This window comes from Streptomyces sp. NPDC104307 (assembly GCF_055584045.1).
The window spans coordinates 169,579-195,244 of sequence record NZ_JBVJMU010000016.1 but is presented as its reverse complement, the minus strand read 5'-3'; the positions used below and the strand labels follow the sequence as shown (position 1 = coordinate 195,244).

The window sequence follows — 25,666 nt, the reverse complement described above, 5'->3', positions numbered from 1 at the left end:
TAAACGGGGCTATCCAGAACGACTCGCAAGCCGTGATCACACCTGACACGGGCGAGATCATCGCAGAGCAAGATTACTTACGGGACAGCCCTTAGCGACGTCTTTCCTGACCAGACCATGTGCGGCAATCTTTCACCTCGCATTGACTCATCCAAAGGCGCCTGTCCACCGGCTGCCCACCGGCGGGACCGCCAGGAAAGGTCCGTCAGACGATTAAAGGGCTGCGACAGTTGCTCCTGATAAGGCCAGGCAGCGATGGAGGGGGTGCCTGTCTGATCTTTACAAAGCATCCTGGCTCCCTTCTATGTCGGAGGACGCGCCTACGACTGCTCATTGGCAAACGACGCGGCCGATAAAATCTGCATCTATCGACGTTCGGAATTTTCCAACACAGGCTCGGTACGTTCGATCGCCAGGTAGGTCTCGGCCGTTGTTCCCTCCAAGAGTCCGCCCTCTTCAGGGTCCCCCAGGGGTACCTCGACATGACGACCCGACAGAAGATCGCTCCAGGACTGAGCATCAGCCTGCACGAATCCGCGATGGATACGGGCACGCAAGTACGGGCCTCGCTCTTCTTCCTGTTCGTAGTAGGCGCGGCGGGTGGCGCGGCTGTGCTCCTCACGCTCCTCATCGTCGACGCGGTGACGCGTCCTGACAGTGTCCGGCGGGAACAGAGGCTCACTCACGGGCATTTCGGACTGTGCTTGATGCAGGGCAGCGCACGCGGCAAAGAGCCGTCGGGACATGCCCAGGTGGATACCTGTGCCAGGGAGCCTGGCGGCAATGAAGTCGCCGGCGTCCCCACGTGACCGCAGCACGGCCTCACTGGTCACGGACTCAGAGCGCAGTCGGTGCCGAATCTGCCGGGTCGGCTCGTCGCGCTCCACTGGGGTGAGAGACCCCGTGGGGGCACGGAATCGCGCAGAGCGCGCCTTACTGACCGGAACTAGGCGGAGATCTTCAACCGCGCCGAAGGCGATGGCCTGATAGGCCAACAACTGAGAGCGGGCGACCACAAGCAGCGCCTCCACATCTTCTGCGATGTGCTCCTCGGCCCCGTCCGGCGCCGGGCCGAGCGGGGAGAGGGCGCTGCCGCCGACAACAGGTGGAGCCGCGATCGACGTGGTGTCGATCGTCATGAAAAGGTGGTCATCCTCCCACCTTTTCCGGTGTGGCAAGGAAGTACCGCACAGCACCTGCCGGTGCGGGACGGTCATGAGATCAGTGCCGCCGTTCAGCTGCACCTTGCCATCCTTCAGGCGCCCCTCGCCGAGGTGGCGGCCAGCTTTCGCCTCGACGAGCCATGGAAGTCGGGGACTCGGATGCGTGCCCCATAGATCCGGCAGCCGGAGGCTTGCGTCCAGGAACCCCTGGTTTCCATTGGGGCCGCCAGCCTCGATGTGTCTTGTGCTTCCGAGACCAGACATGCCGACGCATGCCCACTGCGCCATGGTCATCCCCAGGTGGTAGCCGAATGCCGAGTGAGCACTGCGCTCGGTCCCATGCTGATAGACGGCACTAACGAACAGCCGACGCCCGGCCGCGTGCTCCGGCCCCGGCACGTCCTTCATGCACAGATAAGCCTGCAACGGTGCCACTCGGGCGATGAACTCGTTCACCGCCAGCCAGGGTGTCTTCCGAAGCCACGGCGCCAGGTCCCGCCCGACGCCCGTGGCCGCCTGCAGGATCTGTCGCCACGTTGTCGTCGCCAGGTAAACGCCGTCGCCAGGGAGCTGACCTAGGGCGGTCCACGGGTCCACAGCGCTCTTCCACTGCACCTCGGAAGGGCGCCGGAGCTTACCGGTACTGCGCACCACAACGGGTACGTCCACGGCATCCAACACGCCGAAGAGATGGTCGTCAGCATCGTCGGGCGGCAGCATCACCATGAGCCACAGCCTGCCACGTCGTCGATGTCGCCTTTGCCACCAGCTGAGTCGCAAATCGAACGGCTGGACGCTCTGACCGATCGCTACGGGGACTCCAGCTAGCCCTTCGTGCTGACACCGCAGAGAATTCAGGCTCTGTGCTGTCCCCGAGCGCCGTTTTTCGAGGTGCTGAAGGATGCGACGACAGCGTGCCGGACCGTCCCCGCTGGAAGCCGTCCACGTTCCATAACTGGAGGCCGGTCGGCCGGGGGTTTCGCAGCGACCTGCGCAGCTCCCCCGGCAGGAGGCCACCCCGACCGACTGACCAAGCGGGTACTCGCCCGTAGGCTGCGGGCATGACGCCCGACGCGCAGATGCGTCGCCCTCGTTCCCCTCGACCGACAACGCCGTACTCGGGTTGATCGTCGGCCGTGCCATCGAGTCGGTCCGCAGCGGCGAGACCACCGTGAAGGAGGCCATCCTGCATGCGGCAGTCCACGGCTGGTAAGAGGGATACGTCCAGGGTGAGGACGAATGCCCGGGGTGTGACTTCCGGGGCGGGCTGGCGAAGGACAGCGCACGCGGCTGACTCTCAGAAGCTGTTGTCGTACCGATCAAGCGGCTTGCCGATCGAACGGGGGTCTCGATCGAGTGATCGAGGGCTCAGGGAACGTCCAAGACCACACCGGCAAGCGCCGGCATCGCCCGGAGGAAGTCCGGAACAGTCGCGAGATCGTCCAAGCGCAGTTCATATGCCGAGATCCTGCGCGCAGAGTCGGCAGCCAGGTCATCGACTCGGTGCCGCAGATCGGCGCGCGACGCCACCGTGATCGAGTCGTAGTAGCCGAAGTCCGAACCGATCGTCAGGTCCACGAACACCCCTTCTTCCTCAAGGACATCGGCCAGAGTCGGGGGAGTTGGGCCGCTCAACGCGCTCACCAGACGCTGGAGACGCTCTGGCCCGGGGGCGACCGCGAAGACCGTGATCTCCGACGAGGCGTCGAAGATCACCGCGTGAAGCGCGGATACCAGGTCGCGAGGCGTGGACAACCGGAACAAGCCCGCACGACCAGCGTTGTCCGGCTCCGCCCGAAGGGGCTTTGCCGTACAACCAGATACGAACCCCTTGTCCCGTGTGGTGACGGTCGGCGCTTCGGCGTCGACCTCGTACTCCCAGCTCACCAGCATCGGCTTTTGCTCCAGGAAACGCTCGGCGTCGTCGCAGTAGTAGGTCGGGATCGCATAGCGGTCCAGGCCCGCCGTCAGCTGCCACACCAAGCCCACATAGGCGGCGACTTCCTCCATGTTGTTGTTGTTCACCGCCCACTCGGTGTACGGCGTCCCCTCCTCAGGCCATTCCTGCCAAAGGCCAGGCCAGTGCCGAGTCACCGCCAGGTCATCGCCCGGGAGGTAGTGGAAGAGATGGACGCCGTCAGTCGTAGAAGCCTCAAACCGGATCGGATGCACCGCGCCAACCTAGCCCTGGGCAGCTCGGCGGTCCCCACAATTTCGTGTTCGCGAGGCCGGGTGGCCGGGATCTCCCGTCGAGCGGGAGTCTCGATCGGGTGATCGCGGTCGGTGCCGGGCATGGAAGCAGGGCCTCGTGGTAGCTCGGAGGGTGTCTACGCCAGCGAGTTTTCCAGGAGGCCCTGTTGCCGCAGTTTTTCGCAGTTGCGGCCGAGGAGTCCAGCGCGGTCACCCACTTGTGTGATTGCCTGGCCCACCAGTTCGGAAGTGCTGGTGACAACGGAGTACACGAGCGCCGCTACCCCACCGACATGTCCGATGCGGAGTGGGCGGTGGTGAGGCCGCTGCTGCCGATGCCGGGCTGGCTGCGCGGGCGGGGCGGGCATCCGGAGGCCTACTGCCACCGCACAATGTTGGACGCGGTCCGCTACCTCGTCGACAACGGAACCAAGTGGCGGGCCATACCGGCCGACTTCCCGCCGTGGGACCGGATCTACGCGTTCTTCCGCCACTGGCGCGACCATGGTCTGGTCAAGGAGTTGCACGACCGGCTCCGCCGCAAGGTCCGCGAGCAGGCCGGGCGGGACCCGGAGCCGAGCGCGGGCGTGATCGACTCCCAGTCCGTCAAGGCGGACGCCGTCGTCGGGGCCGACAGCCGCGGCTTCGACGGCGGCAAGCTGATCAACGGCCGCAAGCGGCACGCCGTGGTCGACACCCTCGGCCTGCTGCTGGGGGTGATGGTCACCGCCGCGGACATCGGCGACCGCGCCACCGCGCAGGTTCTGCTCGCCCAGGTCGCCGCCGCGCACCACCGGCTGGCGCTGGTCTGGGCCGACGGCGGCTACACCGGCAGCCTGGTCGAGCACTGCCGGGCCGTCCTTGCCCTGGTCCTGGCCATCGTCCGGCGCAGTGACGACATGCGCGGCTTTGTCGTGCTGCCCAAGCGGTGGATCGTCGAGCGGTTCTTCGCCCATCTGATGCGAAGTCGCCGCCTCGCGCGGGACTTCGAACGGTCCACCGGCAGCGCGGAGGCGATGGTCCACTGGTCGATGACCCTGCTCATGACCCGCCGCCTGGCCCGGCGACGGCCTTCGCGAGCATGAAGCGGCCCGGTGCCGGCTCGGCCAGCCACCCGCGCGCCGTCAGTCGCTTCGCCTTCGACCGCAACGCCTCGACCTTCGCGGGCACCGGGTCCAGGCCGAAGCAGTCGGCCATCTCCTGGCAGGTCAGCGGGCCTTGACCAAGCCGGCCCCGGTCCGCGAAAGCCTGCGGGATGCGCTGGTAGTCCGCCGACCGGGCCAGACCCGCACGCCATATCAGCACGACGGACTTCGGCTTCGCCGCCTCCGAAGAGGCGGGCAGCGCGGGCGGGGCACCGCGATCCGACGGCTCCTCGGCGGCGTTTGGGCCGGCGGTGTCTCCTTCGCCCGGGGACAGCACCTCGCCGACGCGTGAACGGGCGATGCCCCACTCGTTCCACTCCCGCTCGGCCGCGACCAGCTCGGCCTGGATACGGTCCGCCTCCTCCCGCAGTGCGTCCAAACGACGGCGAGCGGTCAGCTCACGCTGTTCCAGCAGCCCCATGACCGACGGCATCCGACCTCCAGCAGAGCGACGACACGACACCACTCCCCGAGACCGCCGACCCCATGCCTGAACAGCGGAACCGCAGCCCTCAAGCCCGGAAAGACAACAGCCACTTAGCGCAGCGGGCAACCACCGCTAGCTGCCATGGCATCACAAGATCCATTTCAGCAACGTCCTCTTTACCGCAGGAATCCGGTTCGTCCAACTCGCCCTTTCTCTGGAATCTCGTCCTGTCATCGCCCCACACGACAGGAGTCGCCCCATGCCGGAGCCGCGCGGAGCATCCCAGGCCGCCTTCTTGACCCTCCCCAGGGCTGCTGAGTACCTCGGTATCTCACCCAACACGTTGTACGTCTGGCGACACCGCCGACAGGGTCCTCCCAGCTTCCGCATGGGACAGCGCGTGATGTACCGGATCACGGCGCTCGACGAGTGGGTCTGCGATCAGGAGCGAGCGGACTCCCGCTCTAACCGCGCCCTCGACCCGCTGAGCCGTAAGCCGCAGCGGCGCTCGAAGGCCATGAAGTAGCGCGGTGGCTTACGCGTCCGGTCTCCCCGAGAAGAAGTTCTCCGCACGGGGATTGGATCGTGCCGCAGATCGCGTTAGCACCGACCAGCTCATGATCACGCACCACTGGAGGACCTCGTCATGGCGGGTTACATAGAAGACCGATGGCTGAAGAAGCGCCCCGACAAGCTGACCGGGAAGCGGGAGCGGACCGCGATCTACGGCACCGGGAAGCGCTACCGGGTAAGGGGATTCTCGGCATCCAGGACCGGTCGTTCCACACGAGCGAGGACGCGAAGCAGTGGCTTGCTAGCGCCAAAACGGACTCCAGCCGTGGTGAGTTCGTCGACCCCCGCAAGGGGGAGATCCTCCTCGCCGAGTACTGGTGGGCGGGCCGCTCCGACGAGCCCTCGACGGCGGACCCGATGCGCAGCCGCATCTGGAATCACATCATTCCGTTGATGGGCGACTACGCCCTGCGTGAGATCGATGTCTCCGCTCTACGGACCTTCAAGGCTGGACTACTCACGAGGGTTGAGGAGTCGACGGCCGAGGTGATCTGGGGACACCTGTCCTCGATCCTCGGCAGTGCCGTCGACGACCAGCGTCTGCTGCGCAACCCCGGTGAAGACGAAGAACAGCGTCAAGCCCCCCCCACGAGCGATCGACAGCAAGGCCAAGGCGTGGTCACGTGAGGTCGTCGACGCCGTCCGCGTGGGTTTGCAAGACCGCTACCAGATCGCTGTCGATCTCGGCATCGGGCTCGGGCTGCGCCAAGGCGAAGCGTTCGGTCTCGCCGAAGAGGACTTCGACTTCGCGGCTGGAGTTGTCCACGTCCGCCGCCAGCTCAGGTGGGACATCAAGGGACGCCCCTACTTCTCGCTCCCCAAGGGGCGCAAGACCCGCGAGATCCCCCTGCCGGCGAACCTCGCGCTTCGGGCCCGAGCTCACTTCCGCCGATTCCCGTCGACTTCATGCATGCTGCCCTGGCGGAACCCGGAGACCCCCACCACCGCGCTCGAAGAGCGCCAGCGGAAGCCGATCACGGTCGACCTGATCCTCACTTCGTCGCACGGGAACCGCATCTACTACCGGACCTGGAACGACCGCAGCTGGAAGCGTGCGCTCGCCGCCGCCGGACTGATCAAGCCCGTGGGCGAGAAGGTGCGGCACGACGGCAACCGAATCCGCCGGGTCCCGCGCTATGCCGCCCCACGCGAGGACATGTTCCACGTCCTCCGCCACACTTACGCGAGCGTGCAGCTGGAAGCCGGCGAGTCGGTCGTCAGCCTGTCCAAATGGCTCGGGCACTCGACGCCGAAGGTCACGCTCGACCACTACGCTCACTTCATGCCCGGCGCGGGGCAGCGAGGGCTCACCGCGATGGACGCCTGGCTGCGGGATCCCTCCCGGCCGAAAGTCCCTGAGAAGTCCCTGCGGACGTGGATCACCCCTCGGACGCCCTCGAACATGCAGGTCAAGGGCATAGTGCGACAGGGGACCGACATGTCCGTCAAATACAAGAAGACCGCGCGCGGCGGCCTCGCGGTGAACATCATCGAGTGCCAGCCGGATGGGCCCTGCCCACTCGGCCGCGCCGGACAGGCGCCAGGGCCCGTCCCACCGTGGGACGGGCCCTGCGCGTGGTGCGGGAGGTCAGCCCCGGCTGAGGTACTCGGCGTAGAAGCTGCCGGCCTCGGCCTCCAGCTCCGCCTTGTTCTGCTTGCCGTACGTGATGCCGTAGGGGCCACCGACGTTGAAGAACTCCGTGTTCTCCCGCGAAGCCTCGACCTCCTGGTAGCTGGCCCCGATCTTGCCGGCCTCCTCGCCGTTCCCGCCGCCGCCTGCGGCGGCCGGGGAGGCGGCCATGAATCCTGCAGCGGCAACGGTGGCCAGCGTGATTGCGATACGGCGAATCATGGGTCACTCCTTTTGCGGTACATCACGGGTAGTGCGGGCGATTCACCATGAACCGGGCGAGGCGCTGTCCGGAACAGACGCGCCAAATCCGCTCCAGGAGATGCACCGAACGGATTCCCCCGTTACCCCAACTGCCTGCGTGCGCTCCCGAATACGCCCGGCGCACGCCTGGTCCACGAGCACGCTCGGAGTAATGCCGCGTCTATGACGACGCGGAGGCTATGGTCCCCTTTCTGGCGTTTGTCCAACGTCGTGTCCGAATCGCGAGGGGCGTCATGGAAGACAGACAGGCGATGCCCACGGGCCGGACCGGTTCGACGCTCCGGCGGCCGGCCCGGCGCCGGCCCTCGCTGCCGGATCTGCTGCGGGACGGGCCGCCGGCCGGTCCGACCCGGCGCGGCTTCTGGCGCAGCCCGTTGCGCGGACCCTGGCTGACGTCCGTACTCGGCGCGGTACTGCTGGTGGGCATCACGCTGATGTTCGTGACGGGGCTGCTCTCGTACGCCGCGTACAACCCCGACCTCGGCGCCAACGACAAGACTCCGGACCGGGGCTGGCTGGGCTTCTACCTGTTCTCCTGGCCCACCCACCCGTACTGGCTCTACCGGCTCACCCAGGGCGTCCACGTCACGCTGGGCATCGTGCTGATCCCGGTGCTGCTCGCGAAGCTGTGGTCGGTGGTCCCCAAGCTGTTCGCGTGGCCGCCGGTCAGGTCGGCCGGTCACGCGCTGGAGCGGCTCTCGCTGCTGCTGCTCGTGGGCGGTGTGCTGTTCGAGTTCGCCACCGGGGTGCTCAACATCCAGCTGGACTACATCTTCCCCGGCTCGTTCTACACGCTGCACTTCTACGGTGCCTGGGTCTTCATCGGCGCCTTCGTCGTCCATGTCGCCCTCCGCGTCCCCCTCATGGTGCGAATGCTGCGCGGCGGCGGTCTCCGCGAGGAGCTGCGGAGCCCGGCGAGGGCGGGACGGAAGGAACCGGAGGACCCCACGGAGCTGGTGACTCCGCGCCCCGCCGCGCCCACCATGTCGCGCCGGGGGGCGCTGGGCATGGTGGGAGCGGGCTCGCTGGTGCTGCTCGTGGTGACGGCGGGGCAGAGCATCGGGGGCGTCCTGCGGTCCACCGCGCTGCTCGCGCCGCGCGGTCAGGACCCCGGCACCGGCCCCAATGGATTCCAGATCAACAAGACCGCGGCGAGCGTGGGAATCAGGGCGCGGGACGTGGGCCCCGACTGGCGGCTCGTCGTGCGGGGGCCCGGCCGGGAGCGGGTCCTCACCCGCGCCCAGGTGCTGGCCATGCCGCAGCACACGGCGGCGCTGCCCATCGCGTGCGTGGAGGGGTGGTCCACGGAGGACCAGGAGTGGAGCGGGGTGCGGCTCGCGGATATGGCGGCACTCGCCGGGTTCACGGGGGCGGCGCCCGGCGTGTTCGTCCAGTCCGTTCAGCGGTCGGGGTCCTTCCGCTCCACCACGCTGCGCGACAACCAGGTCCGTGATCCGCGCTCCCTGCTGGCGCTGCGGGTCAACGGGGCAGACCTGTCCCCCGACCACGGCTACCCGGCGCGGATCATCGTTCCGGCCAACCCGGGCGTGCACAACACCAAGTGGGTCACCCGGCTGACCTTCGGGGAGCGCGCGTGAACCGGTTCCGCGCCCTGTACGGGGCCTCGCCGCTGCACCTGCTGCTGGTCCTCTGCTCGTTCGCGCTCACCGGCTATGCCGGAGTGCGGCTGCTCGGTGGCGCCGAGCCCTGGAAGGTCGTCATCTGGTTCGTCGGGGCCGCGTTCCTGCACGACCTGGTGCTGCTGCCCCTGTACACGGTGACCGACCGCGCCGCCCAGACCGTCCTGGGCGAGCGCCGGGAGCCCGCCGCGGCCGATGAGTCCGGCCGGCCGGGCGGGCGCTGGATCAACTACGTCCGGGTTCCGGTCTTCCTCTCCGGACTGCTGCTGCTGACGTACTTCCCGCTGATCCTGGGACGGGTGAGCCGGCGCTACACCCTGTACTCCACGCTCTCCGCCGATGTGTTCCTCGGGCGCTGGCTGATCATCACGGCCGTCCTGTTCGCGCTCTCCGCCGTGGCCCTGCTGGTCCGGATGGGCCGTTCCCGCCGTCCGGGGCCGGGCACCGGGGCATCGCCTTGACCCTTCGCCCGGCGGAGCCGGGAAGCAGTCGGGACCTACTCCACGTCCGGGCCGCGCGCACCCCAGCCCGGTGAGTCGAGCCGGATCGCGCGGTCCCCGACCAGGGACCTGAGCGCCTCCTCAAGTGCCGCGACCGACGCCGCACCCACCTGGGCCTCCCACTGTTCACGCAACTCGTCGAAGATCGCCTCGCCCTGCCGCATCATCGCGAGTCCGCGCTCGGTGACGCGCAGCCGCGTCCGCCGGCGGTCGGCCGGATCGGCCTGGCGCGTCACGAAGCCGCGCTCCTCCAGCGCGGCGATCGTCTTCGCGGCCGCCTGCCTCGTCACCGACATCCGCTGGGCGAGCTCGGAGGCGCTGTCGGCGCCGGACAGGATCGAGTGGAGGGCGAAGTCGTGCACGGACCGGACGTCCTCGTACCCGCGCTCCGCCAGCTCGGCGCCGGCCCGGTCCGCCAGTGTGCGGAAGCCGGCGAGCAGGAGCAGCGCGAGGTCGGCGCCTGATCTGGACATGCGGCCAGCATAAGGCCACCTTTGACAAGGGCAACCTGGTTGCCTATCGTGGTTGACAACCAGGTTGCCTATTTGGAGGCTCCCCATGACCACGACCACGCCCTGCGGCGCAACCCTCCCTGGCGTCACGCATCACCTCGCCGACGTCAACGGAACGCGACTGCACTACGTCTCCGCCGGCACCGACGGCTCTCCGATCCTGCTGGTGCACGGCTGGCCGGAGACCTGGTGGGCGTTCCGCAAGCTGATCCCGCCGCTCGCGCGGACCCACCGGGTCTTCGCCCTCGACCTGCGCGGGTTCGGTGACTCAAGCAACGCCGACACCGAGTACGGCGAGGCGGTCGCCGCCGAGGACCTGCACCAGCTCGTCGCCCACCTCGGCGCCGGCCCCGTCCATCTCCTGTGCCAGGACATCAGCGGCGGCACGGGCTTCCGCTTCGCGGCGACGCACCCCGAGGACGTCATCAGTTTCACCGGGGTCGAGACGGCCCTGACGGGTTTCGGGTTCGAGGCGCTCGCGGACGTGAACAACCACGGTTCCTGGCACGTCGGATTCCTCGGCGCCCCGGGCATCCCGGGCATGCTCCTGCCGGGCCACGAGCGGGAACTGCTGGCCGGCTGGGCCTTCCCGCTGATGAACGGGACGGAGGGTGCCATCGGTGAGAGCGACATCGACGAGTTCGTGCGGAGCTACGCCCGCCCGCACGCCTGGCGGGGCACGGAGGGGCTCTACCAGAGCATCTTCTCCGACCGGGGGGCCACCAGGGCGCTGGCCGCGTCGCACCCGATCGCCGTGCCGGTACTCACCGTCGAGGCCGCCGGCCACAAGGGGATCACCGAGAAGACCTTCCGCCAGGTGGCCTCCGGTGAGGTCACCGCAGTGCGTCTCGAAGGGGTCGGCCACCTCATCGCACAGGAGGCCCCCGGGGAACTCGCGGACGCGGTCCTGGAGTTCACCGGACGAGTGGACGACGGGCGGGCCTGAACCCCGGAACCCCGTTGGCCGCCGCGCGCACCCGCCTCGCGTTTGCCGAAACGGCAACACGACTCGCGGCCGGCCCCGCCCCGTCGCATGATCGTGTCCGGAGCCGTCGGGCGGCCGCCGGGCGGTACGGGTCCCGGGGCGCGGCTGTGAACGGCCGGCTCCCCGGACCACGCAGAACCAGCCGCGGAGGACCCATGTCGCACCAGCCCACCCCGTCCCCGGAGCTCACGCACCGCACCGTCGCCTCGCCGGCCGGGCGCGTCCACCTGGTCGAGCAGGGCACCGGGCCGCTGGTGCTGCTGCTGCACGGGTTCCCGGAGTCCTGGTACTCCTGGCGCCACCAGCTGCCCGCGCTGGCCGCCGCCGGGTACCGGGCGGTCGCCATCGATGTCCGTGGCTACGGGCGGTCCTCCCGGCCCGCGGACGTCGCCGCGTACCGGATGGCCGCGCTCGTCGAGGACAACGTCGCCGTGGTGCACGCGCTCGGGGAGCGGAGCGCGGTGCTGGTCGGCCACGACTGGGGCGCCACGATCGCGGCGAACTCCGCGCTGATCAGGCCCGACGTCTTCCGCGCGGTGGGGCTGCTGAGCGTCCCGTACGCCCCGCGCGGCGGTCCGCGCCCCAGCGAGATCTTCGCGGGGATGGGCGGGGACCAGGAGTTCTACGTCTCCCGGTTCCAGGAGCCCGGCCGGGCGGAGAGCGAGATCGAGCCGGACGTCCGGGGCTGGCTCGCGGGCTTCTACGCGGCGTTCTCCGCCGACACCATGCCCGCGCCAGAGGCACCGGACCCGCACTTCGCCGGGCCCGGCGGGACGCTGCGCGAACGCTTCCCGGAGCGGCGGCCCGGCTGGCTCGGTGACGCGGAACTCGACTTCTACGCCGGCGAGTTCGAGCGGACCGGGATGAGCGGGGCGCTCAGCCGCTACCGGAACATGGACCGGGACTGGGAGGATCTCGCGGAGTTCGACGGAGCACCCGTCACCCAGCCGTCCCTCTTCGTCGGCGGCTCCCTGGACGCCTCCACCACCTGGCTGGCCGATGCCATCGCGGCGTATCCGACGACCCTGCCCGGCCTGGTCTCCTCGCACCTCCTGGACGGCTGCGGCCACTGGATCCAGCAGGAGCGCCCCGAAGAGGTCAACCGGATCCTGACAGGCTGGCTCGCCTCACTCTCCGCCTGAACCGGCTCTGCGGCGAGGGGTCCGGCCGGCCGGACCGGGCCCGAACACGCGTGCACAGGTGCCCACAACCCGCCCCGCCCGGGAGTGCCCCAACTGCTCATAACTGAGCAGGTGTTCACGACGAACACACATTTTCAGTCACAAGCGGCTTCCCTCCCCCGCATACTGGGAGTTCACTGGTCGTGACGAGTGGTGATGCAATCGCCGTGCACGTCAGGCGGTCTGCTGCCATGAACCCACAGGGCCCGGCTCCGATGCCCATGCCCCGGCGGAGGAAAGAGGACAGCGATGACAGCCGCCCCTCCCGCGACGCACCCCCGACGAGATCCGGCCGTCCGGCCCGGTCGCGCCGTTTCACGCAGTGCTTCGCGGCATCCTCGCACCGACCAACCGTCCCGCCGCTGATCCGCTCCCGCGGCGGTCCGGCGCAGTCGGCTCCACGTCCGCACCGCCCACACCCCGGGCCGGTGCGGACGCTGTCCCCGACGGCACGGCCCCGGCGGAGCGCCGATCGGCGGGGCCGCGTCCACCGCTCGCCGCTCCGGCCGCGCGTGCGCGGTTCCTTCCGCGTTTCTCCCTTCCATGTCCGTTTCGTTTCGACGAGGTGCACAATGAGCAAGATCGCGCTTCCAGAATTCCACATGCCGTTCGAGAGTGCGGGATGCAATCCAGGATCTGAGAAAACCAAACAGGCCGCCTGGGAATGGGCCGAGTCCAGCGATCTCGTGCTGTCGCCGGTGGCTCACAAGAAAATGCTCCGGACCCGCCCCGAGCTCTGGATCTCCCTGATTTTCCCCCAGGCCTCACAGAAACACCTCGACCTGTTCTGCCAGTGGCTTTTCTGGGCCTTCCTCGTCGACGACGAGTTCGACGACGGTCCGGCCGGCCGCGACCCCGGGCTGTGCGAGTCGGCGATCACCCATCTGGTGGACGTGCTCGACGGCGCCCGCGCACCGGTCGGCCCCATGGAGAACGCCCTCGGCGAACTGTTAGTCCGGACCTGCACGGACCGGCCGGCGCACTGGGTACGGCAGTTCCGCAGGGACACCGCCGCGTGGCTGTGGACGTACTACGCCGAGGCGGTCGACCGGGCGGCGGGCCATGTGCCGAGCACCGCCGATTTCGTGAAGCACCGCCGCGATTCGGTGGCCATGCAGCCGTTCCTCGACCTGCACGAGATCGCTGCCGGAATCGATCTCCCGGAATCCGCCCGGAGCCTTCCCGCCTATATCGCGCTGCGCAATGCGGTGACCGATCACTCGGGTCTCTGCAATGACATCTGCTCGTTCGAGAAGGAGGCTCTTCTCGGTTATGAGCACAACACGGTGCGGCTGATCCAGCGGGACCGCGGGGGCACGCTCCAGGAAGCCGCCGACGAGGCCGGAATCCTGCTGGCCCGTATCGCGGACCGCGTGCAGCGGGCCGAGAAGGAACTGGAGGAGGAGATGGAGGCGGCCGGAATCGAGGGCCTCCCGCGAGCCGCCCTGGAACGCTGTGTCCAGGACTACCGGGGGCTCGTGCGAGGGGACTTCGACTACCACGCGCGGGCGGAACGCTACACCCGTCCCGACCTCCTGGAGATCGACGAACAGGACTCGCTGTCCCGGAACTTCGCCGCCTGACGGGGCGCCCGGCGGGGCCCGACACCCCCGCCGGGCCCTGCCCCGACGGCGCCCGGCGCCGGAATGCGGGAACAGAGCAGCGATTTCCGGACATTCGTCGTCCCCATCCGTCGTCCGGCCCCGGCCGGTCCGCCCGTGACCGGAAACGCGCGCCGCTGAAAGCGGCCGCTGTCCGGCTCCGCCGTCCCCCACGAATGGCCGACCGCCCCCTACCGTGATGTGCTGGTACGTACGCCCGATGCCAGGCGGCGGTTTTGATGACCCGAACTCGCCGGCCGTACCGCAGAAGGGCTGGAGGCATCCATGACCGCCGCACCTCCTCCGATATCCGGATCCGGATCCGCGTCCGAGCCGGAACCAGAGCCCGACTCCGCGTCCGTGCCCGCATCCGCATCCCCGTCCGCGTCCGCCCAGGAGCCCGCGCACGAGGCCGCCTTCGGCGCCTGCGCCGACCGGACCGCCCCGCACTCCCAAACTGTCCAGGGCACCGTCCGGGGCACGTACGAACAGGGTGTCGCCGTCTTCCGAGGCATCCCGTACGCGGCGGCGCCAGTAGGCGCGCACCGGTTCCGGGCGCCGGCGCCGGCGGAACCCTGGGAAGGGATACGCGAGGCGGTGGCCTTCGGTCCGACCGCGCCGAAGCGGCCGTACGCGCCGCCGCTGGACCGGCTGTTGCCGGACCCCGAGGTGGACGGCGACGGCTGCCTCAACCTCAACGTGTGGACCCCGTCGCCCGGCCGCACCGGGCTGCCCGTCCTCGTCTGGATACACGGCGGCTCGCTGCTGCACGGCTCTTCCGCCGTTCCGCTGTACGACGGGGCCGCCTTCGCCCGCGACGGCGTGGTCCTCGTGTCGCTCAACTACCGGCTCGGCATCGAGGGGTTCGGGGTGTTCCCGGACGCGCCCGCCAACCTGGGGCTGCTCGACCAGCTCGCGGCGCTCGGCTGGGTGCGGGACAACATCGCGGCGTTCGGCGGCGATCCGGACCTGGTGACGGTGTGCGGCGAGTCGGCGGGGGCCATCAGCATCGCCGCACTGCTCGCCGCGCCACGGTCCCGGGGGCTGTTCCGGCGTGCGGTGCTGCAGAGCGGGGCCCCGTCCGCGCTCCCCGTGGACAAGGCCCGCCGCACCACCGAGCTGATAGCGAAACGGCTCGGGACGGCCGCGACGGCGCGGGCCCTGTCCGCCGTCGACCCCGCCGCGCTGCTGGCGGCGCAGACGGCGGTGACGAGCGGCGGCTCCCCGCTGACCGGCGGGAACTCCTTCCAGGTCGTGGTGGACGGCGAGCTGCTGCCCCGCGATCCGGCCGAGGCCCTGCGGGACGGTGCCGCCTCCGGCGTCGATCTGCTGATGGGCTCCAACACCGAGGAGTACCGGCTCTGGTTCGTACCCAGCGGGCTCACCGAGCGGCTCTCGCGCACGAAACTCCGCCTCGCCCTGCTGAAGTTCCGGGTGCCGGGCGCCACGGCCCGTACCTACCGGGCGAACCGGCCGGAGGCCACCCCCGGCGAACTGCTCGGCGCCCTGGCCACCGATCTCCTGCTGCGCGTCCCGCTGAACCGGCTGGCCGACGCCCGCGCGGGAACCGCCGGCTCGACCCACCTCTACGAGTTCGGCTGGCCGTCCCCCGTACAGCGGCTCGGCGCCTGCCACGGGCTGGAGGTCGGGTTCGTCTTCGACAACCTGGACCGGCCGGACGCGGTGCTGCTCGCGGGCCGGGACGCGCCCCGCGAGCTGGCCGGCGCGATGCACGCGGCGTGGGTGCGCTTCGCGGTCTCCGGCGACCCCGGCTGGCCCGGCTGGGACGCCTCGCGGCCGGTGATGCTCTTCGGCCCCGGCGCCCCCGCGACGGCGCGCGCCCCGCGCGACGACGAGCTGCGCGGCTGGGCGCCGTACCGCGACGGGCGCTGAGCGCGGCGGTCAGCGGGTGCTGAGCCAGTGCGGGTCGGGTACGACGGTCAGTACCGCGGACACGAACACGACGGCGGCCGGCGCCACCAGTTCGCGGCGCGCCCGGCGGTGGGCGGCCGTCGGATCCGGGTCCGCCGCCAGCCTCCGGCGCGCGCCCAGCGCCAGCGCGCTCACGACGGCCACCAGCACCAGTTTGGCCAGCAGGGTGCGCCCGTACGCCGAGGCGAGGACGACATCGGGCGGCAGCCGGCGCAGCGCGCTGCAGGTGCCGGTCACCGCGAGGGCCGCGTACAGCCAGTCGGCGAGCCGGGCGTAGCGGCCGAGCAGCGCGCGGGCGGCGCCGGGCCCGGTCCGCCGCCACAGCCGCATGGTGCGCAGCACGTGGAGCAGCCCGCCGCACCAGAGCGAGGCGGCGGTCAGATGGACGACGGTGAGCGCGGCGCCCAGCATCGGGCTGTACGCCTCCGGGTGGGCGCGCAACGCCTCCGCGCCGACGACGAGGGCGAGCGGGGCGACAGCCTGCGGCGGGCGGGTGCGGGCACGCGGGAGGGGTGCACCGCCCGCCTCCTCCCTGGCCGACAAACACACAAATGGGCCCCCGACGTCCACGGCACCATCGAACATTCACCCGGAAGGACGCATTACGGCAGGCGCGAACGTTTCTGCATCCCCGCTCGCCGCGAGCCTCGGGTTAGGTTCACCGACTGTCACCCCACTGACAGTCACCCAGGCCCGGGTGCCTCCGCGGATTCGGCGCTGCGAGGAGAGGCATCATGACCGAGAGGCTGCCCCCCACGGCATCCCCCACGCTGGTCCCCCTGCCCGAACCGTGCGGCCACGTGTACCGCAGGAGCGGCCGGACGGTGGTGGCACTGCGCGACGAGATCGACATCGCGACCGCGACGCTCATCGCCCCGGCTCTGGACGGCGCCACCTCTGCCGGGTCACCGCATGTGGTGGTCGACCTGACCGAGGTGAGTTTCCTCGACTGCTCGGGGCTGACGCTGCTGTGCCGGGCCCGGCGGCGGGCGCTGGACCGGGACGGGCGGTTCTGGCTCGTCTGCGACTGCCCGCGGATCCTGCGGCTGCTGCGGGCGGGCCGGCTGCACGACCTGTTCCGCCCGGTGGCGACGCCGGACGACGCCTTCGGCGCGCAGGAGACGCCGGAACCGCGGGACGGTGGGACCGGCGCGTCCGGGCCGTGAGCGAGGCCGGTCCAGTGGCCCCGGCCCGCCGGCCGGGGGTCCTGGGACGGCTGCCGTCAGCCCTTGTTCTGCGCGGCCCAGAACTCGTCGAAGGTGAGCAGCCCGTCACCGTTCGCGTCGTGGGAGTTGATCACGGCCTGCGCGACCGGCTCGGTGACGTAGGGGTCCCCCAGCTGGGCCATGACGCTCTTGTACTCGGCAGCCGAGATCAGCCCGTCGCTGTTCAGGTCGTACCGCTCGAACGCCTTGCGCGCCGACTCGATGTCCGCCACTGTTCCGCCCCTTCGTAATGCCTATATGACGGAGGTCAGATTAACGGGCGACACGGATGGCGGTCGCGGCGGCCGGTCGTCGATCATGGTGGGGACCGTCCGCCGGCCGGCAGACGGCGGCCAGGGACGGGGAGGGTACGGCGCGATGACCGAGGCACTGGCGGGGATTCTGGCAGCCGCGGCGCAGGGGCGGTTCCCGCCGCCGGACGGCTCCACGACGGTGGTGCGCCGGCCGAACGCGCGGGACGCCGGGGTGCTGGCATTCACCGCGCACTCGGTGGTGTTCACGGACGAGGACCCCCGGTGGGTGCGGGCCGCCCTGGCCGGCACCCCCGGTGACGCGCTCGCCGCGACGATGAACCCGCACTTCCTCGGCGCGCTGATGGCCCGGACCGGCCGGCACATGAACACGATCGACCTGCTCACGGTCGCACCCACGCTGCCGGGCACTCCGGAGCTGGAGCTGCGCGAGATCCGGGACCCCGAACACCCTCGGGTGGCACGGGCGATGAGGTTCCGCGACGAGGTGCGGGTCTGGGGAGCCGACGGCGGGGTGCTGATCCTCGGCCGCGGTGTCGCGGGACGCTGGGAGACCGCGATCGAGGTGGCCGAGGAGGCGCGCGGGCGGCGGCTCGGTGAACGACTGGCGCGGGCGGCCCGGCAGCTGGTGCCGGACGCGGTGGTGTGGGCGCAGCAGTCTCCGGGCAACGCCCGCAGTGTGCGGACGTTCCAGGCCGCGGGCTACCGGCCGGTGGGCTCGGAGGCGCTGTTCGTCCAGGGCTGAGCCACCGGCCGGCGGAGGCCCGGAAGGGACGGGCTCAACGGAAGACGCCGGTGTGGCCGAGCGAGTAGCGGCCCGGCTGCGGGTAGACGGCGAGGCCGTGCGGTCCGCTGCCTACCGGGATCCGGGCGAGCTGCTTGCCGCTGGTGGTGTCGATCGCGTACACCTCCGAGTTGTAGCGCCCGGTCAGCCAGAGGACCTTGCCGTCGGCGGAGACGCCGCCCATGTCGGGGCTGCCGCCGCCCGGCAGATGCCACTTCTTCGCCAGCTTCCGCTGTGCGAAGTCGAAGACGGAGACGGAGCCCTCGCCCCGGTTGGAGATGTACATCTCCTTGGCGTCGCGGCTGACGTAGAGCCCGTGGCAGCCCTTGCCGGTGGGCAGCAGCTTCGGGGTGGTGAACTTCTTCCCGTCCAGCACCCACATGCCGTTCGCCATCATGTCCGCGATGTAGAACGTGCTTCCGTCGGGAGACAGCTTCACGTCCTGCGGCATGGCGCCCTTGAACGGCAGCTTCTGCTTGCCCACCACCTTCATCCTCGCCGTGTCGACCTTGAGGAGTTCGCCGGAGAACTCGCAGGAGACGATGAAGTACCGGCCGTCCGCCGAGAAGTCCGCGTGGTTCACCCCCGCGCAGCTGACCGGGACGGCCTTGGCCGTCTTCATGGTGTGCGCGTCGCGGAAGACCAGCTGACGGTCCATCGAGGCCATCACGATGGCGTACTTGCCGTTCGGCGTGAAGTAGAGGTTGTACGGGTCGGAGACGTCGACCGTCTTCCCCGCCTCGCCGGTCGCCGGGTCGATCGCGGTGAGGCTGTCGCCGACGTCGTTGTTGACCCAGAGGGTCTTCAGGTCCCAGGACGGGACGACGTGCTGCGGCTGCCGGCCGACCGGGATGGTCTTGATGACCTTGTACGTGGCGGGGTCGATCACCGTCACCGTGTTGGAGTTGGTGTTGGGCACGTACACCCGGGACGGGAAGCCCTTGACGGCCGGTGACAGCTTTCCGGCGGCGTCGGCCGCGTACACGTTCGCGGGGTCGAGCACCGGGGGCATCCCGGCCAGTCCGGGCGGCGCGGGTGGGGTGACGTGCTTGGCTCTGGCGGGTGGCGCGGCGGCCTCGGTCGCGGTGTCTGACGCCGGCTTCGCGGCGGGGGTGCCGCAGCCGGTGAGTGCGGCGAGCAGGACGCCCCCGAGCAGGGCCGCGGTGCGTGTGGTGGAGGGATGCATCAGGTCAACAGCTCCGTGGTCGTCACCGCGCGCAGTTGGCGGCGGTCGAGTTCGGTGAGGAGGAGGGGCAGCGCGGCGACCGTGTCCGCGTAGCCGAAGTGCATGCTCACCACCGATCCGTTGCGGATCTCGCCGGCCACCTTGCGGGTGACGGCCGCGGCGCCGGGCGAGGTGAAGTCGAGGGAGTCCACGTCGTAGGAGAGGACGTGCGGGTAGCCCGCGCGGACGGCGAGCCGTTGGACGAGCGGGGTGGCGTACTGGGTGCGCGAGGGCCGGAACCAGGTGCCGATGGAGCCGGTGAGCCGTCGCAGCCGCTGGGCGCAGCCGGTGATCTCCGCGTACGCCTGCGCCTCGTCCATCGAGGAGATGTCGATATGCCGCTGGGTGTGGTTGCCGAGGTCGTGGCCGCCGTCGAGGATCCGGCGGGCCATCTCGGGGTGTTCGTCGAGCCAGCCGCCGACCGCGAGGACGGTGACCCGCGCTCCGGCCCGCTCGGCCTCCGCCAGCACGGTCCTGGCGATGGCGGGGTCGCCCTGGCCGTGGAAGGTGAGGGCGACACGGGCGCGGTCGCGGGGGCCGTGATCGATCTGCACCGGCTGCCCGGGGAAGCGGCGCGGGGCGGGTGCGGGGGCGTGCGCTCCGGCGGAGGCGGCCGGCTTCCTCGGTGCCGGGTGGGTGAGGGTCTTCGCTGCTCTGTCGGCGGGGCCGCCTGATTCCCGGTCCCCGCAACCGGCGGCGAGGGCGGCGGCGAGGGCGGCCCCGGTCCCTGCGCGCAGGGCGCTGCGGCGGTGCACCGGTGTGGCGGAGACGTTCATGCGCAGAACAGTAAGTGCGGACTGTCAGGAAAATAACAATTGACCCTTATCGCCGCTTTCGACGATCACACGGATGCGCACGATCGACATCTGCAGGGATCAATGAATCACTCGCGAAGCCCCAGCAGCACTCATGGATTTCCAGGCAAGTGACTCATCACACCTAAGATTCATTGCAAGAATCACTGGAACTATCCATGAATGGGCGATTTGCGGCTTTGGCGATGTAGTCGCCCGTCTGCCATAGTCGGTGACACGACCCGCACTGACCCGGGCCGGGTCGTCATAAGCGGCCGTGGACACACCCCCCATTTCACGGCCCCCCACACAGCAGCCCCCGCAGCGCCGCACCACGGCCGAACCGGGGGCTTCTGTGCGTCCGGAGCCCGCGGGGGCCGTCACCGGGGGGCGTCAGCGGTCGGAGATCCGCATCTCGAACCAGGTGATCTTGCCGCGCGGCAGCAGATCCACGCCCCACCGGTCGGAGAGCTTGTCGACGAGGAAGAGGCCCCGCCCGCTGACGTCCATCGCCTGTACGGGCATGAGGCAGGGCAGTCCGCGCGAGGGGTCGCGCACCTCGATCCTGATCCAGCCACGGCGGCGCAGCATCCGCAGACCGAAGACCCTGGCGCCGGTGTGCCGCACCGCGTTGCCGACGAGTTCGGAGACGAGCAGCACGGCGTACTCGCCGGTCTGCGGGGAGAGCGCCCACTGACGCAGCACCACGCAGGAGGTGAGCCGGCGGGCGGTGGCCGCGGATTCCGGACGGGAGGGCAGCCGGACCTCGCCCTCCGTCGGGTTACCGAACAACTCCAGCGCCTTGAACGCCTGTTCGTCCTCGACGGCCGGCATCCTCCGTGCCGCTGTCGCGCTGCTGCGCTGTCGCGGCTGCTCCACACCCTCCAGGCCCGCCATGGACACCATCATGGCCGCAAGGCGGACACTCCGGGGCCGTTCCAGGGGAATCCCCACCCCGGAATCAGCCATTCCGCAGCGACCTTCTGGCATATGCCACCGGCAAAATGCCCCCACTCGCACCCCGGCCGACCTGCGCGAACGCCGCATCGGAGCGGGTTTGCCGAGACCGGCGGAGCGCTGAGCCTTAAGGTTGCCTTAAGGCTCAGCTAATCCGCCCGCACGGATGAACGCGCCGCGATCTGTTCCCAACTGGCGTTCGGTCAGAGGAATTTGGCCTTGCCCGGTCCCTCGTCCACAAAGCTGCGCATACCGCGCTCCCGGTCCTCCGTGGCGAAGAGTCCGGCGAACCAGGTGCGTTCGATCGTGAGGCCCGTGTCGATGTCCGTCTCCAGGCCCGCGTCCACCGCCTCCTTGGCGGCGCGCAGCGCGAGGGCGGGGCCCTTCGCCAGCTTCGCGGCCCAGGCGTGCGCGTGCTCGTAGACCTCGGCGGCCGGTACGACCCGGTCCACCAGACCCATGGCGAGCGCCTCTTCGGCCTTCACATGGCGGCCGGTGAAGATCAGGTCCTTGGCCTTGGCGGGGCCCACCAGACGGGCGAGCCGCTGGGTGCCGCCGGCGCCCGGGATCAGTCCGAGCATGATCTCCGGCTGTCCGAGCTTGGCGTTGTCCCCGGCGATCCGGAAGTCGGCGCAGAGGGCCAGCTCGCAGCCACCGCCGAGCGCGTAGCCGGTGACGGCCGCGACGACGGGCTTGGGGATCCTGGCCACCGCGGTGAAGGACTCCTGCAGTGCCTTGGACCGGACCACCATCGCCGGGTGGTCCATCACCTGCATCTCCTTGATGTCCGCGCCCGCCGCGAACACCTTCTCGCCGCCGTAGAGCACCACGGCGCGCACGTCGTCGCGCCCGGAGGCCTCCTCCGCCAGCTCGCGCAGCCGGTCCTGGGTGGCGATGTCCAGGGCGTTCATCGGCGGACGGTCCAGCCGGATCGTGCCGACGCCGCCGCTTACTTCGAGGGTTACGGTCATGGGAGGCAGGTTAGACCGGCCGCCCCCCACGTGCCGACCGGTCCGCACCGGCGCTCACGTGATGCCGGACAGGCCCGGGGCCGGTGCCGTTCGTCACAGGCCCCGGGCGGCTCTCAGCCCTCGACCCAGCCGTGCTGCTTGGCGAACCGCAGCAGCGCCTGACGCGCCTGGAGGATCTGCGCGGCGGTGAGGCCGGGCGCCGCTTCCAGCAGCACCTCGGTCACGTCCCGCACGTACTCCTGGGAGTTGAGCACGTCGCACAGCACGTCGTCGCCGTCCACGACCTGCCTGGCAGGGGACTCGGAGCGCCCCTGGAACCCGGAGCCCGAAGCCGCATTGCCGCTGCCGGGGGCGAGTTGCACCGCGGACGCCTTCAGCCCCCTGTCGCCTTCCTCGATCTCGAACCCGACCATCAGACCGGGCCTGAGGGAGGCCTCGGGGATGCGGAGATCGTTCACATGCAGGAAGACATCCTCGCCCCCGTGATCGGGAGCGATGAACCCATAACCCTTGACGCCGTCGAACCGCACCACACGACCGGTGACCATCAGAACCAACCTCTCAACGAAACCCCGGACCCGTGCCCGGGGTACCCCTGCCGCAGCAGCTGGGCCCGGACCTCGTACACCACTCCGGACCCGCCCTGCGACTTCCTGCGCACCACTGTGCCAGATCCTGCCCCGGCCCGCCTCGCCCCGGGCGCAGTGACCTTACGGGCTGTCCCGAACGCGTGACACCGGCCCCGGACCACACTGTGGTCCGGGGCCGGTGTCACGCGGGTCCGTGGTCAGTGCCGCGGAGCTACTTGGTCCACTGCGACCAGTCCATGTTCCAGCCGTTGAGGCCGTTGTCCGGCTGGATCGTCTTGTCGTGGGAGTTCGTCACGACCACGACGTCACCGATGAGCGAGTTGTCGAAGAACCACGCCGCCGGGGTACCCGAGTCACCGCCGCCGCGCGCGTCCAGCATGCCGACGCAGCCGTGGCTGGTGTTGGTGTTGCCGAAGACGCCGGAACCGCCCCAGTAGTTGCCGTGGATGAAGGTGCCGGACGTGGACAGGCGCATCGCGTGCGGCACGTCCTTGATGTCGTACTCGCCGCCGAAGCCGACGGTGTCACCGTTCATCCGGGTCACCCGGAGCTTCTCGCTGATGACCATCTTGCCGTTGTACGTGGTGGTGGCCGGGGCGCCGGCGGAGATCGCGATGTCCTTGATCTGCTTGCCGTCGCGGACGACCTTCATCCGGTGGGTGTTCGCGTCCACGGTGCTGACCTGCCGGCGGCCGACGGTGAACGACACCGTCTTGGCCTGCTTGCCGTAGACCCCGGGGCGTCCCTCGACGCCGTCGAGGTCGAGCTTCACGGTCACCTTGGTGCCGGCGGCCCAGTAGTCCTGCGGCCGGAAGTCCAGGCGGTCGTTGCCGAACCAGTGGCCCGCGATCTCGACGGCCGGGTCCGCCGTCACCTTGATGGCCTTCTCGACGGCCTCCGGGTCGGTGATCCCCCGGGTGAAGTGGATCGAGACCGGCATGCCGACACCGACCGTGGAACCGTCCTCCGGGGTGTACTGCCCGATGAAGGTGTTCTTCGGGACCAGCGTGGTGAAGGCGGTGTCCTTGGCGGACTCACGGCCCTTCTCGTCCTTCGCCACGGCGTGGACCTGGTACTTGGTCGCGGAGGCCAGGTGCTGGTCAGGCTCCCAGCTGGTGCCGTCCGCCGCGATCTTCCCCGCGACCTCGGCCCCCTTGGAGTCGGAGACCTTGACCGTGGAGAGCTTCCCCCGCTCGGCCGAGATCTTCAGCGCCCCGCTGGTGGCGACGGAGTCGGCACCGTCCTGCGGGGCGACCTTCACCACGGCCTGGGAGGCGCTGGTGTCACCGCCCTTCGCCCCGCCCTTGCCGGCGCCGCCCTTGCCCGCGTCCCCGCTGTCCTCGCCGCCGCATGCCGTCACCAGCAGCAGCAGCGCGCCCAGCACCAGGGCCAGCAGTCCGGTGGTCCCGCGTCCGCGCCGCCCGCTGCCCGCCCTGACCGATGTCCCCGATATCGGCTGCCCGTTCAATGTGGTCGTCTCCCCTCGCACGGCCTGGCCCCGCCAAGGCCGGCCCTGGGAGCTCGCAGGCTCCCGCCCCCGCGCGCTGCATATGCGCGCTCAGCGAAAGATAATCACACCGACTGCGGGCAGCTCTCCCCCGGAATGTCACCGTTCCGTCCCAACTCGTCTCGGACTTCCGCTGGTCGGGGGCGCTGCCCGCGCGAGGGGCCGTACAGAGCGGCGGCCCGGCCCGTCCCGGAGGACTCCGGAACGGGCCGGCGAGGCTCAGTGCACGGCGGAACCCGCCTTCCACTGCTTCCAGTTCAGGTTCCAGCCGCTCAGCCCGTTGTCCGGGGCCACCTGCTTGTCCTTGGAGTTGACGACCTCGACGACGTCACCGATGAGGGTCCGGTCGAAGAACCAGCCGGCCGGGGTGGACCCGCTGCCGCCCTGCTCGTCACGGAGGCCGATGCAGCCGTGGCTGACGTTGGTCGAGCCGAAGATGTCGTCGTCGGACCAGTAGTTGCCGTGCAGGAAGGTGCCGGACTTGGTGAGCCGGATCGCGTGCGGTACGTCCTTGATGTCGTACTCGCCCCCGAAGCCGACGGTCCGCCCGTCCATCCTGGTCACCTCGTGCATCTCGCTGACCACCATCTTGCCGTTGTACGTGGTCGTCGTCGGGGAGCCCGCCGTGATCGGGACCGTGGAGACGAGCTGCCCGTCCCGGCGCACCTGCATGGTGTGCGCGGCCGAGTCCACCCGGGACATCTGCTCCCGGCCCACGGTGAATCGGATGGTCTTGCGCTGGCTGCCGTACACCTGCGGCGCCCCCTCCACATCACGCAGCCCCACCTCGACGGTGACCTCGGTGCCCGGCTCCCAGTACGCGGCCGGGCGGAAGTCGAGCCGGTCGGCGCCGAACCAGTGCCCGGCCACCTCGACCGGCGGATCGCTGGTCACCCGGATGGCGCGCTGCACGGCCGCCCGGCGGGTGACCGGCCGGTTGAACTCGAAGGAGACGATCATGCCGGTGCCGACCGTGGACCGGTTCTCCGGCTTGAAGTAGCCGATGAAGCGGTGCTCGGGCACCACCGTGGTGAAGGTGGTGTGGCGGGCCGAGCGGTGCCCCGCGCCGTCCACCGCCACCGCGTCGACGCTGTACTTGGCGGCGAGCCCGAGCCGGCCCGCCGAGCCCTGCGGAGCCCAGGAGAGGCCGTCCTTCGCGATCAGGCCCCGCACCTCCTCCCGCTGCGCGTCCTCGATCCGGGTCACCTTGACGCTCTCCAGCCGCCCGTCCGGGACCTTCACCGCGACCTCGGCGTCCGCCTTCACGTCCTGGGCCCGGTCCTGCGGGGTGATCCGGATCGCCTCCTGCGGCGACCGGGACTTCCCGCCGATGATCGAACCGGCGCCCGAACAGCCGGTCAGAACAACCAGTACGGCCAGTACGACGAGCAGTCCCGACCGTCTCAGCACGGTGGCCTGTCTCGCGCCTGCCTTCTTCGCTACGTGGTTCACGTCCCCCCAACGACGTGGCCGCCGGAGGGAAACGTGAGTGCGGGGCCACTCGTGGGCAGAACAGAGGGGACGACCACACTCGGGGAGCCGCGGCCGGGACGCCGCGCGCTCCCTTTCGGTGCCGGTCCCCCAAGAGCCGCGGGAGGCGAACAGGTGTCGAGCGCAG

General features: G+C 70.0%; 25 protein-coding genes and 2 pseudogenes. 12 read left to right on the top strand and 15 right to left on the bottom strand.

From position 1 onward, the window contains the following. Positions 1–365: 365 nt before the first annotated feature. Entirely contained in the window at positions 366–1,889 is a 1,524-nt protein-coding gene (locus tag ACZ601_RS31230) for a gamma-glutamyltransferase (RefSeq protein WP_469544314.1), read from the bottom strand. Positions 1,890–2,531: 642 nt separating this feature from the next. After that, the gene (locus ACZ601_RS31225; RefSeq protein WP_469544312.1) at positions 2,532–3,188 is read right to left on the bottom strand and encodes a hypothetical protein; all 657 of its coding nucleotides are present in this window, start codon (positions 3,186–3,188) and stop codon (positions 2,532–2,534) included. A gap of 458 nt (positions 3,189–3,646) precedes the next feature. Between ACZ601_RS31225 and ACZ601_RS31220 the strand changes: the two genes are divergently transcribed. Further along, entirely contained in the window at positions 3,647–4,438 is a 792-nt protein-coding gene (locus tag ACZ601_RS31220; RefSeq protein WP_469544310.1) for an IS5 family transposase, read from the top strand. Here ACZ601_RS31220 and ACZ601_RS31215 read toward each other — a convergent pair. Then, a complete protein-coding gene (locus tag ACZ601_RS31215; protein ID WP_469544308.1) occupies positions 4,395–4,931 on the bottom strand; it encodes a hypothetical protein in 537 nt (178 codons plus the stop codon). The two genes, ACZ601_RS31220 and ACZ601_RS31215, sit on opposite strands and share 44 nt — an antisense overlap. Before the next feature lie 253 nt (positions 4,932–5,184). Between ACZ601_RS31215 and ACZ601_RS31210 the strand changes: the two genes are divergently transcribed. Together ACZ601_RS31210 and ACZ601_RS31205 are read left to right on the top strand one after the other, a co-directional pair. Continuing rightward, entirely contained in the window at positions 5,185–5,451 is a 267-nt protein-coding gene (locus ACZ601_RS31210; protein WP_469544307.1) for a helix-turn-helix transcriptional regulator, read from the top strand. Between the two features lie 143 nt (positions 5,452–5,594). Continuing rightward, positions 5,595–6,125: a hypothetical protein gene (locus ACZ601_RS31205; protein WP_469544306.1), complete on the top strand. Its 531-nt coding sequence runs from the start codon at positions 5,595–5,597 to the stop codon at positions 6,123–6,125. Here the strand turns inward: ACZ601_RS31205 and ACZ601_RS31200 are convergent. Next, on the bottom strand, positions 6,118–6,264 hold the full coding sequence (locus tag ACZ601_RS31200; RefSeq protein WP_469544305.1) for a hypothetical protein: 147 nt from the start codon (positions 6,262–6,264) through the stop codon (positions 6,118–6,120). The genes ACZ601_RS31205 and ACZ601_RS31200 overlap by 8 nt on opposite strands. On the opposite strand from ACZ601_RS31200, the pseudogene ACZ601_RS31195 reads away from it, so the two are divergent. Next, a pseudogene (locus tag ACZ601_RS31195) lies at positions 6,199–6,717 on the top strand (tyrosine-type recombinase/integrase); the annotation flags it as partial. The gene ACZ601_RS31200 and the pseudogene ACZ601_RS31195 sit on opposite strands and share 66 nt — an antisense overlap. A 369-nt stretch (positions 6,718–7,086) precedes the next feature. Here ACZ601_RS31195 and ACZ601_RS31190 read toward each other — a convergent pair. After that, entirely contained in the window at positions 7,087–7,350 is a 264-nt protein-coding gene (locus ACZ601_RS31190) for a hypothetical protein (protein WP_469544304.1), read from the bottom strand. A gap of 275 nt (positions 7,351–7,625) precedes the next feature. On the opposite strand from ACZ601_RS31190, the gene ACZ601_RS31185 reads away from it, so the two are divergent. Together ACZ601_RS31185 and ACZ601_RS31180 are read left to right on the top strand one after the other, a co-directional pair. Beyond that, positions 7,626–8,990 carry a molybdopterin-dependent oxidoreductase gene (locus ACZ601_RS31185; RefSeq protein WP_469544302.1) on the top strand — a complete coding sequence of 455 codons (1,365 nt, stop codon included), beginning with the start codon at positions 7,626–7,628 and terminating at the stop codon, positions 8,988–8,990. Then, a complete protein-coding gene (locus ACZ601_RS31180; RefSeq protein WP_469544301.1) occupies positions 8,987–9,493 on the top strand; it encodes a hypothetical protein in 507 nt (168 codons plus the stop codon). The genes ACZ601_RS31185 and ACZ601_RS31180 overlap by 4 nt, the downstream gene beginning before the upstream one ends. Positions 9,494–9,528: 35 nt before the next feature. Here ACZ601_RS31180 and ACZ601_RS31175 read toward each other — a convergent pair whose 3' ends face one another. Then, the gene (locus tag ACZ601_RS31175) at positions 9,529–10,005 is read right to left on the bottom strand and encodes a MarR family winged helix-turn-helix transcriptional regulator (protein WP_469544298.1); all 477 of its coding nucleotides are present in this window, start codon (positions 10,003–10,005) and stop codon (positions 9,529–9,531) included. Between the two features lie 85 nt (positions 10,006–10,090). Between ACZ601_RS31175 and ACZ601_RS31170 the strand changes: the two genes are divergently transcribed. The 4 genes from ACZ601_RS31170 (at position 10,091) to ACZ601_RS31155 (ending at position 15,704) form a co-directional block, all read left to right on the top strand. After that, on the top strand, positions 10,091–10,990 hold the full coding sequence (locus ACZ601_RS31170; protein WP_469544297.1) for an alpha/beta fold hydrolase: 900 nt from the start codon (positions 10,091–10,093) through the stop codon (positions 10,988–10,990). 194 nt (positions 10,991–11,184) lie between these two features. After that, positions 11,185–12,171 (top strand): alpha/beta fold hydrolase, encoded by a 987-nt coding sequence (locus tag ACZ601_RS31165; RefSeq protein WP_469544295.1) that lies wholly within the window; start codon positions 11,185–11,187, stop codon positions 12,169–12,171. Between the two features lie 737 nt (positions 12,172–12,908). Then, positions 12,909–13,793 (top strand): terpene synthase family protein, encoded by an 885-nt coding sequence (locus ACZ601_RS31160; RefSeq protein WP_469544293.1) that lies wholly within the window; start codon positions 12,909–12,911, stop codon positions 13,791–13,793. Positions 13,794–14,171: 378 nt separating this feature from the next. Continuing rightward, positions 14,172–15,704, top strand: coding sequence for a carboxylesterase/lipase family protein (locus tag ACZ601_RS31155; RefSeq protein WP_469544291.1), 1,533 nt, complete (start codon positions 14,172–14,174; stop codon positions 15,702–15,704). 9 nt (positions 15,705–15,713) lie between these two features. Here ACZ601_RS31155 and ACZ601_RS31150 read toward each other — a convergent pair. Continuing rightward, positions 15,714–16,244, bottom strand: a pseudogene (locus ACZ601_RS31150) (CopD family protein); the annotation flags it as partial. A gap of 233 nt (positions 16,245–16,477) precedes the next feature. On the opposite strand from ACZ601_RS31150, the gene ACZ601_RS31145 reads away from it, so the two are divergent. Further along, entirely contained in the window at positions 16,478–16,909 is a 432-nt protein-coding gene (locus tag ACZ601_RS31145) for an STAS domain-containing protein (RefSeq protein WP_469544289.1), read from the top strand. A gap of 56 nt (positions 16,910–16,965) precedes the next feature. Here the strand turns inward: ACZ601_RS31145 and ACZ601_RS31140 are convergent, their stop codons facing one another. Continuing rightward, positions 16,966–17,181, bottom strand: coding sequence for an EF-hand domain-containing protein (locus tag ACZ601_RS31140; RefSeq protein ID WP_311303104.1), 216 nt, complete (start codon positions 17,179–17,181; stop codon positions 16,966–16,968). Between the two features lie 145 nt (positions 17,182–17,326). On the opposite strand from ACZ601_RS31140, the gene ACZ601_RS31135 reads away from it, so the two are divergent. Next, positions 17,327–17,965 carry a GNAT family N-acetyltransferase gene (locus ACZ601_RS31135; RefSeq protein ID WP_469544287.1) on the top strand — a complete coding sequence of 213 codons (639 nt, stop codon included), beginning with the start codon at positions 17,327–17,329 and terminating at the stop codon, positions 17,963–17,965. Between the two features lie 34 nt (positions 17,966–17,999). Here ACZ601_RS31135 and ACZ601_RS31130 read toward each other — a convergent pair whose 3' ends face one another. From ACZ601_RS31130 to ACZ601_RS31100, 7 genes are all read right to left on the bottom strand, one after another. Then, positions 18,000–19,190 (bottom strand): YVTN family beta-propeller repeat protein, encoded by a 1,191-nt coding sequence (locus ACZ601_RS31130; protein WP_469544285.1) that lies wholly within the window; start codon positions 19,188–19,190, stop codon positions 18,000–18,002. Further along, on the bottom strand, positions 19,190–20,005 hold the full coding sequence (locus ACZ601_RS31125; protein ID WP_469544284.1) for a polysaccharide deacetylase family protein: 816 nt from the start codon (positions 20,003–20,005) through the stop codon (positions 19,190–19,192). The genes ACZ601_RS31130 and ACZ601_RS31125 overlap by 1 nt, the downstream gene beginning before the upstream one ends. A gap of 411 nt (positions 20,006–20,416) precedes the next feature. Further along, positions 20,417–20,932, bottom strand: a complete 516-nt coding sequence (locus ACZ601_RS31120) for an ATP-binding protein (protein WP_469544332.1) — start codon at positions 20,930–20,932, stop codon at positions 20,417–20,419. 251 nt (positions 20,933–21,183) lie between these two features. Continuing rightward, positions 21,184–21,951, bottom strand: a complete 768-nt coding sequence (locus ACZ601_RS31115; RefSeq protein ID WP_401928062.1) for an enoyl-CoA hydratase/isomerase family protein — start codon at positions 21,949–21,951, stop codon at positions 21,184–21,186. A gap of 113 nt (positions 21,952–22,064) precedes the next feature. Further along, positions 22,065–22,499, bottom strand: a complete 435-nt coding sequence (locus ACZ601_RS31110) for a cold-shock protein (RefSeq protein ID WP_440573347.1) — start codon at positions 22,497–22,499, stop codon at positions 22,065–22,067. Positions 22,500–22,752: 253 nt separating this feature from the next. After that, a complete protein-coding gene (locus ACZ601_RS31105) occupies positions 22,753–24,009 on the bottom strand; it encodes a L,D-transpeptidase (RefSeq protein WP_469544281.1) in 1,257 nt (418 codons plus the stop codon). 258 nt (positions 24,010–24,267) lie between these two features. Further along, positions 24,268–25,500, bottom strand: coding sequence for a L,D-transpeptidase (locus tag ACZ601_RS31100; RefSeq protein WP_469544279.1), 1,233 nt, complete (start codon positions 25,498–25,500; stop codon positions 24,268–24,270). Between the last annotated feature and the right edge of the window lie 166 nt (positions 25,501–25,666).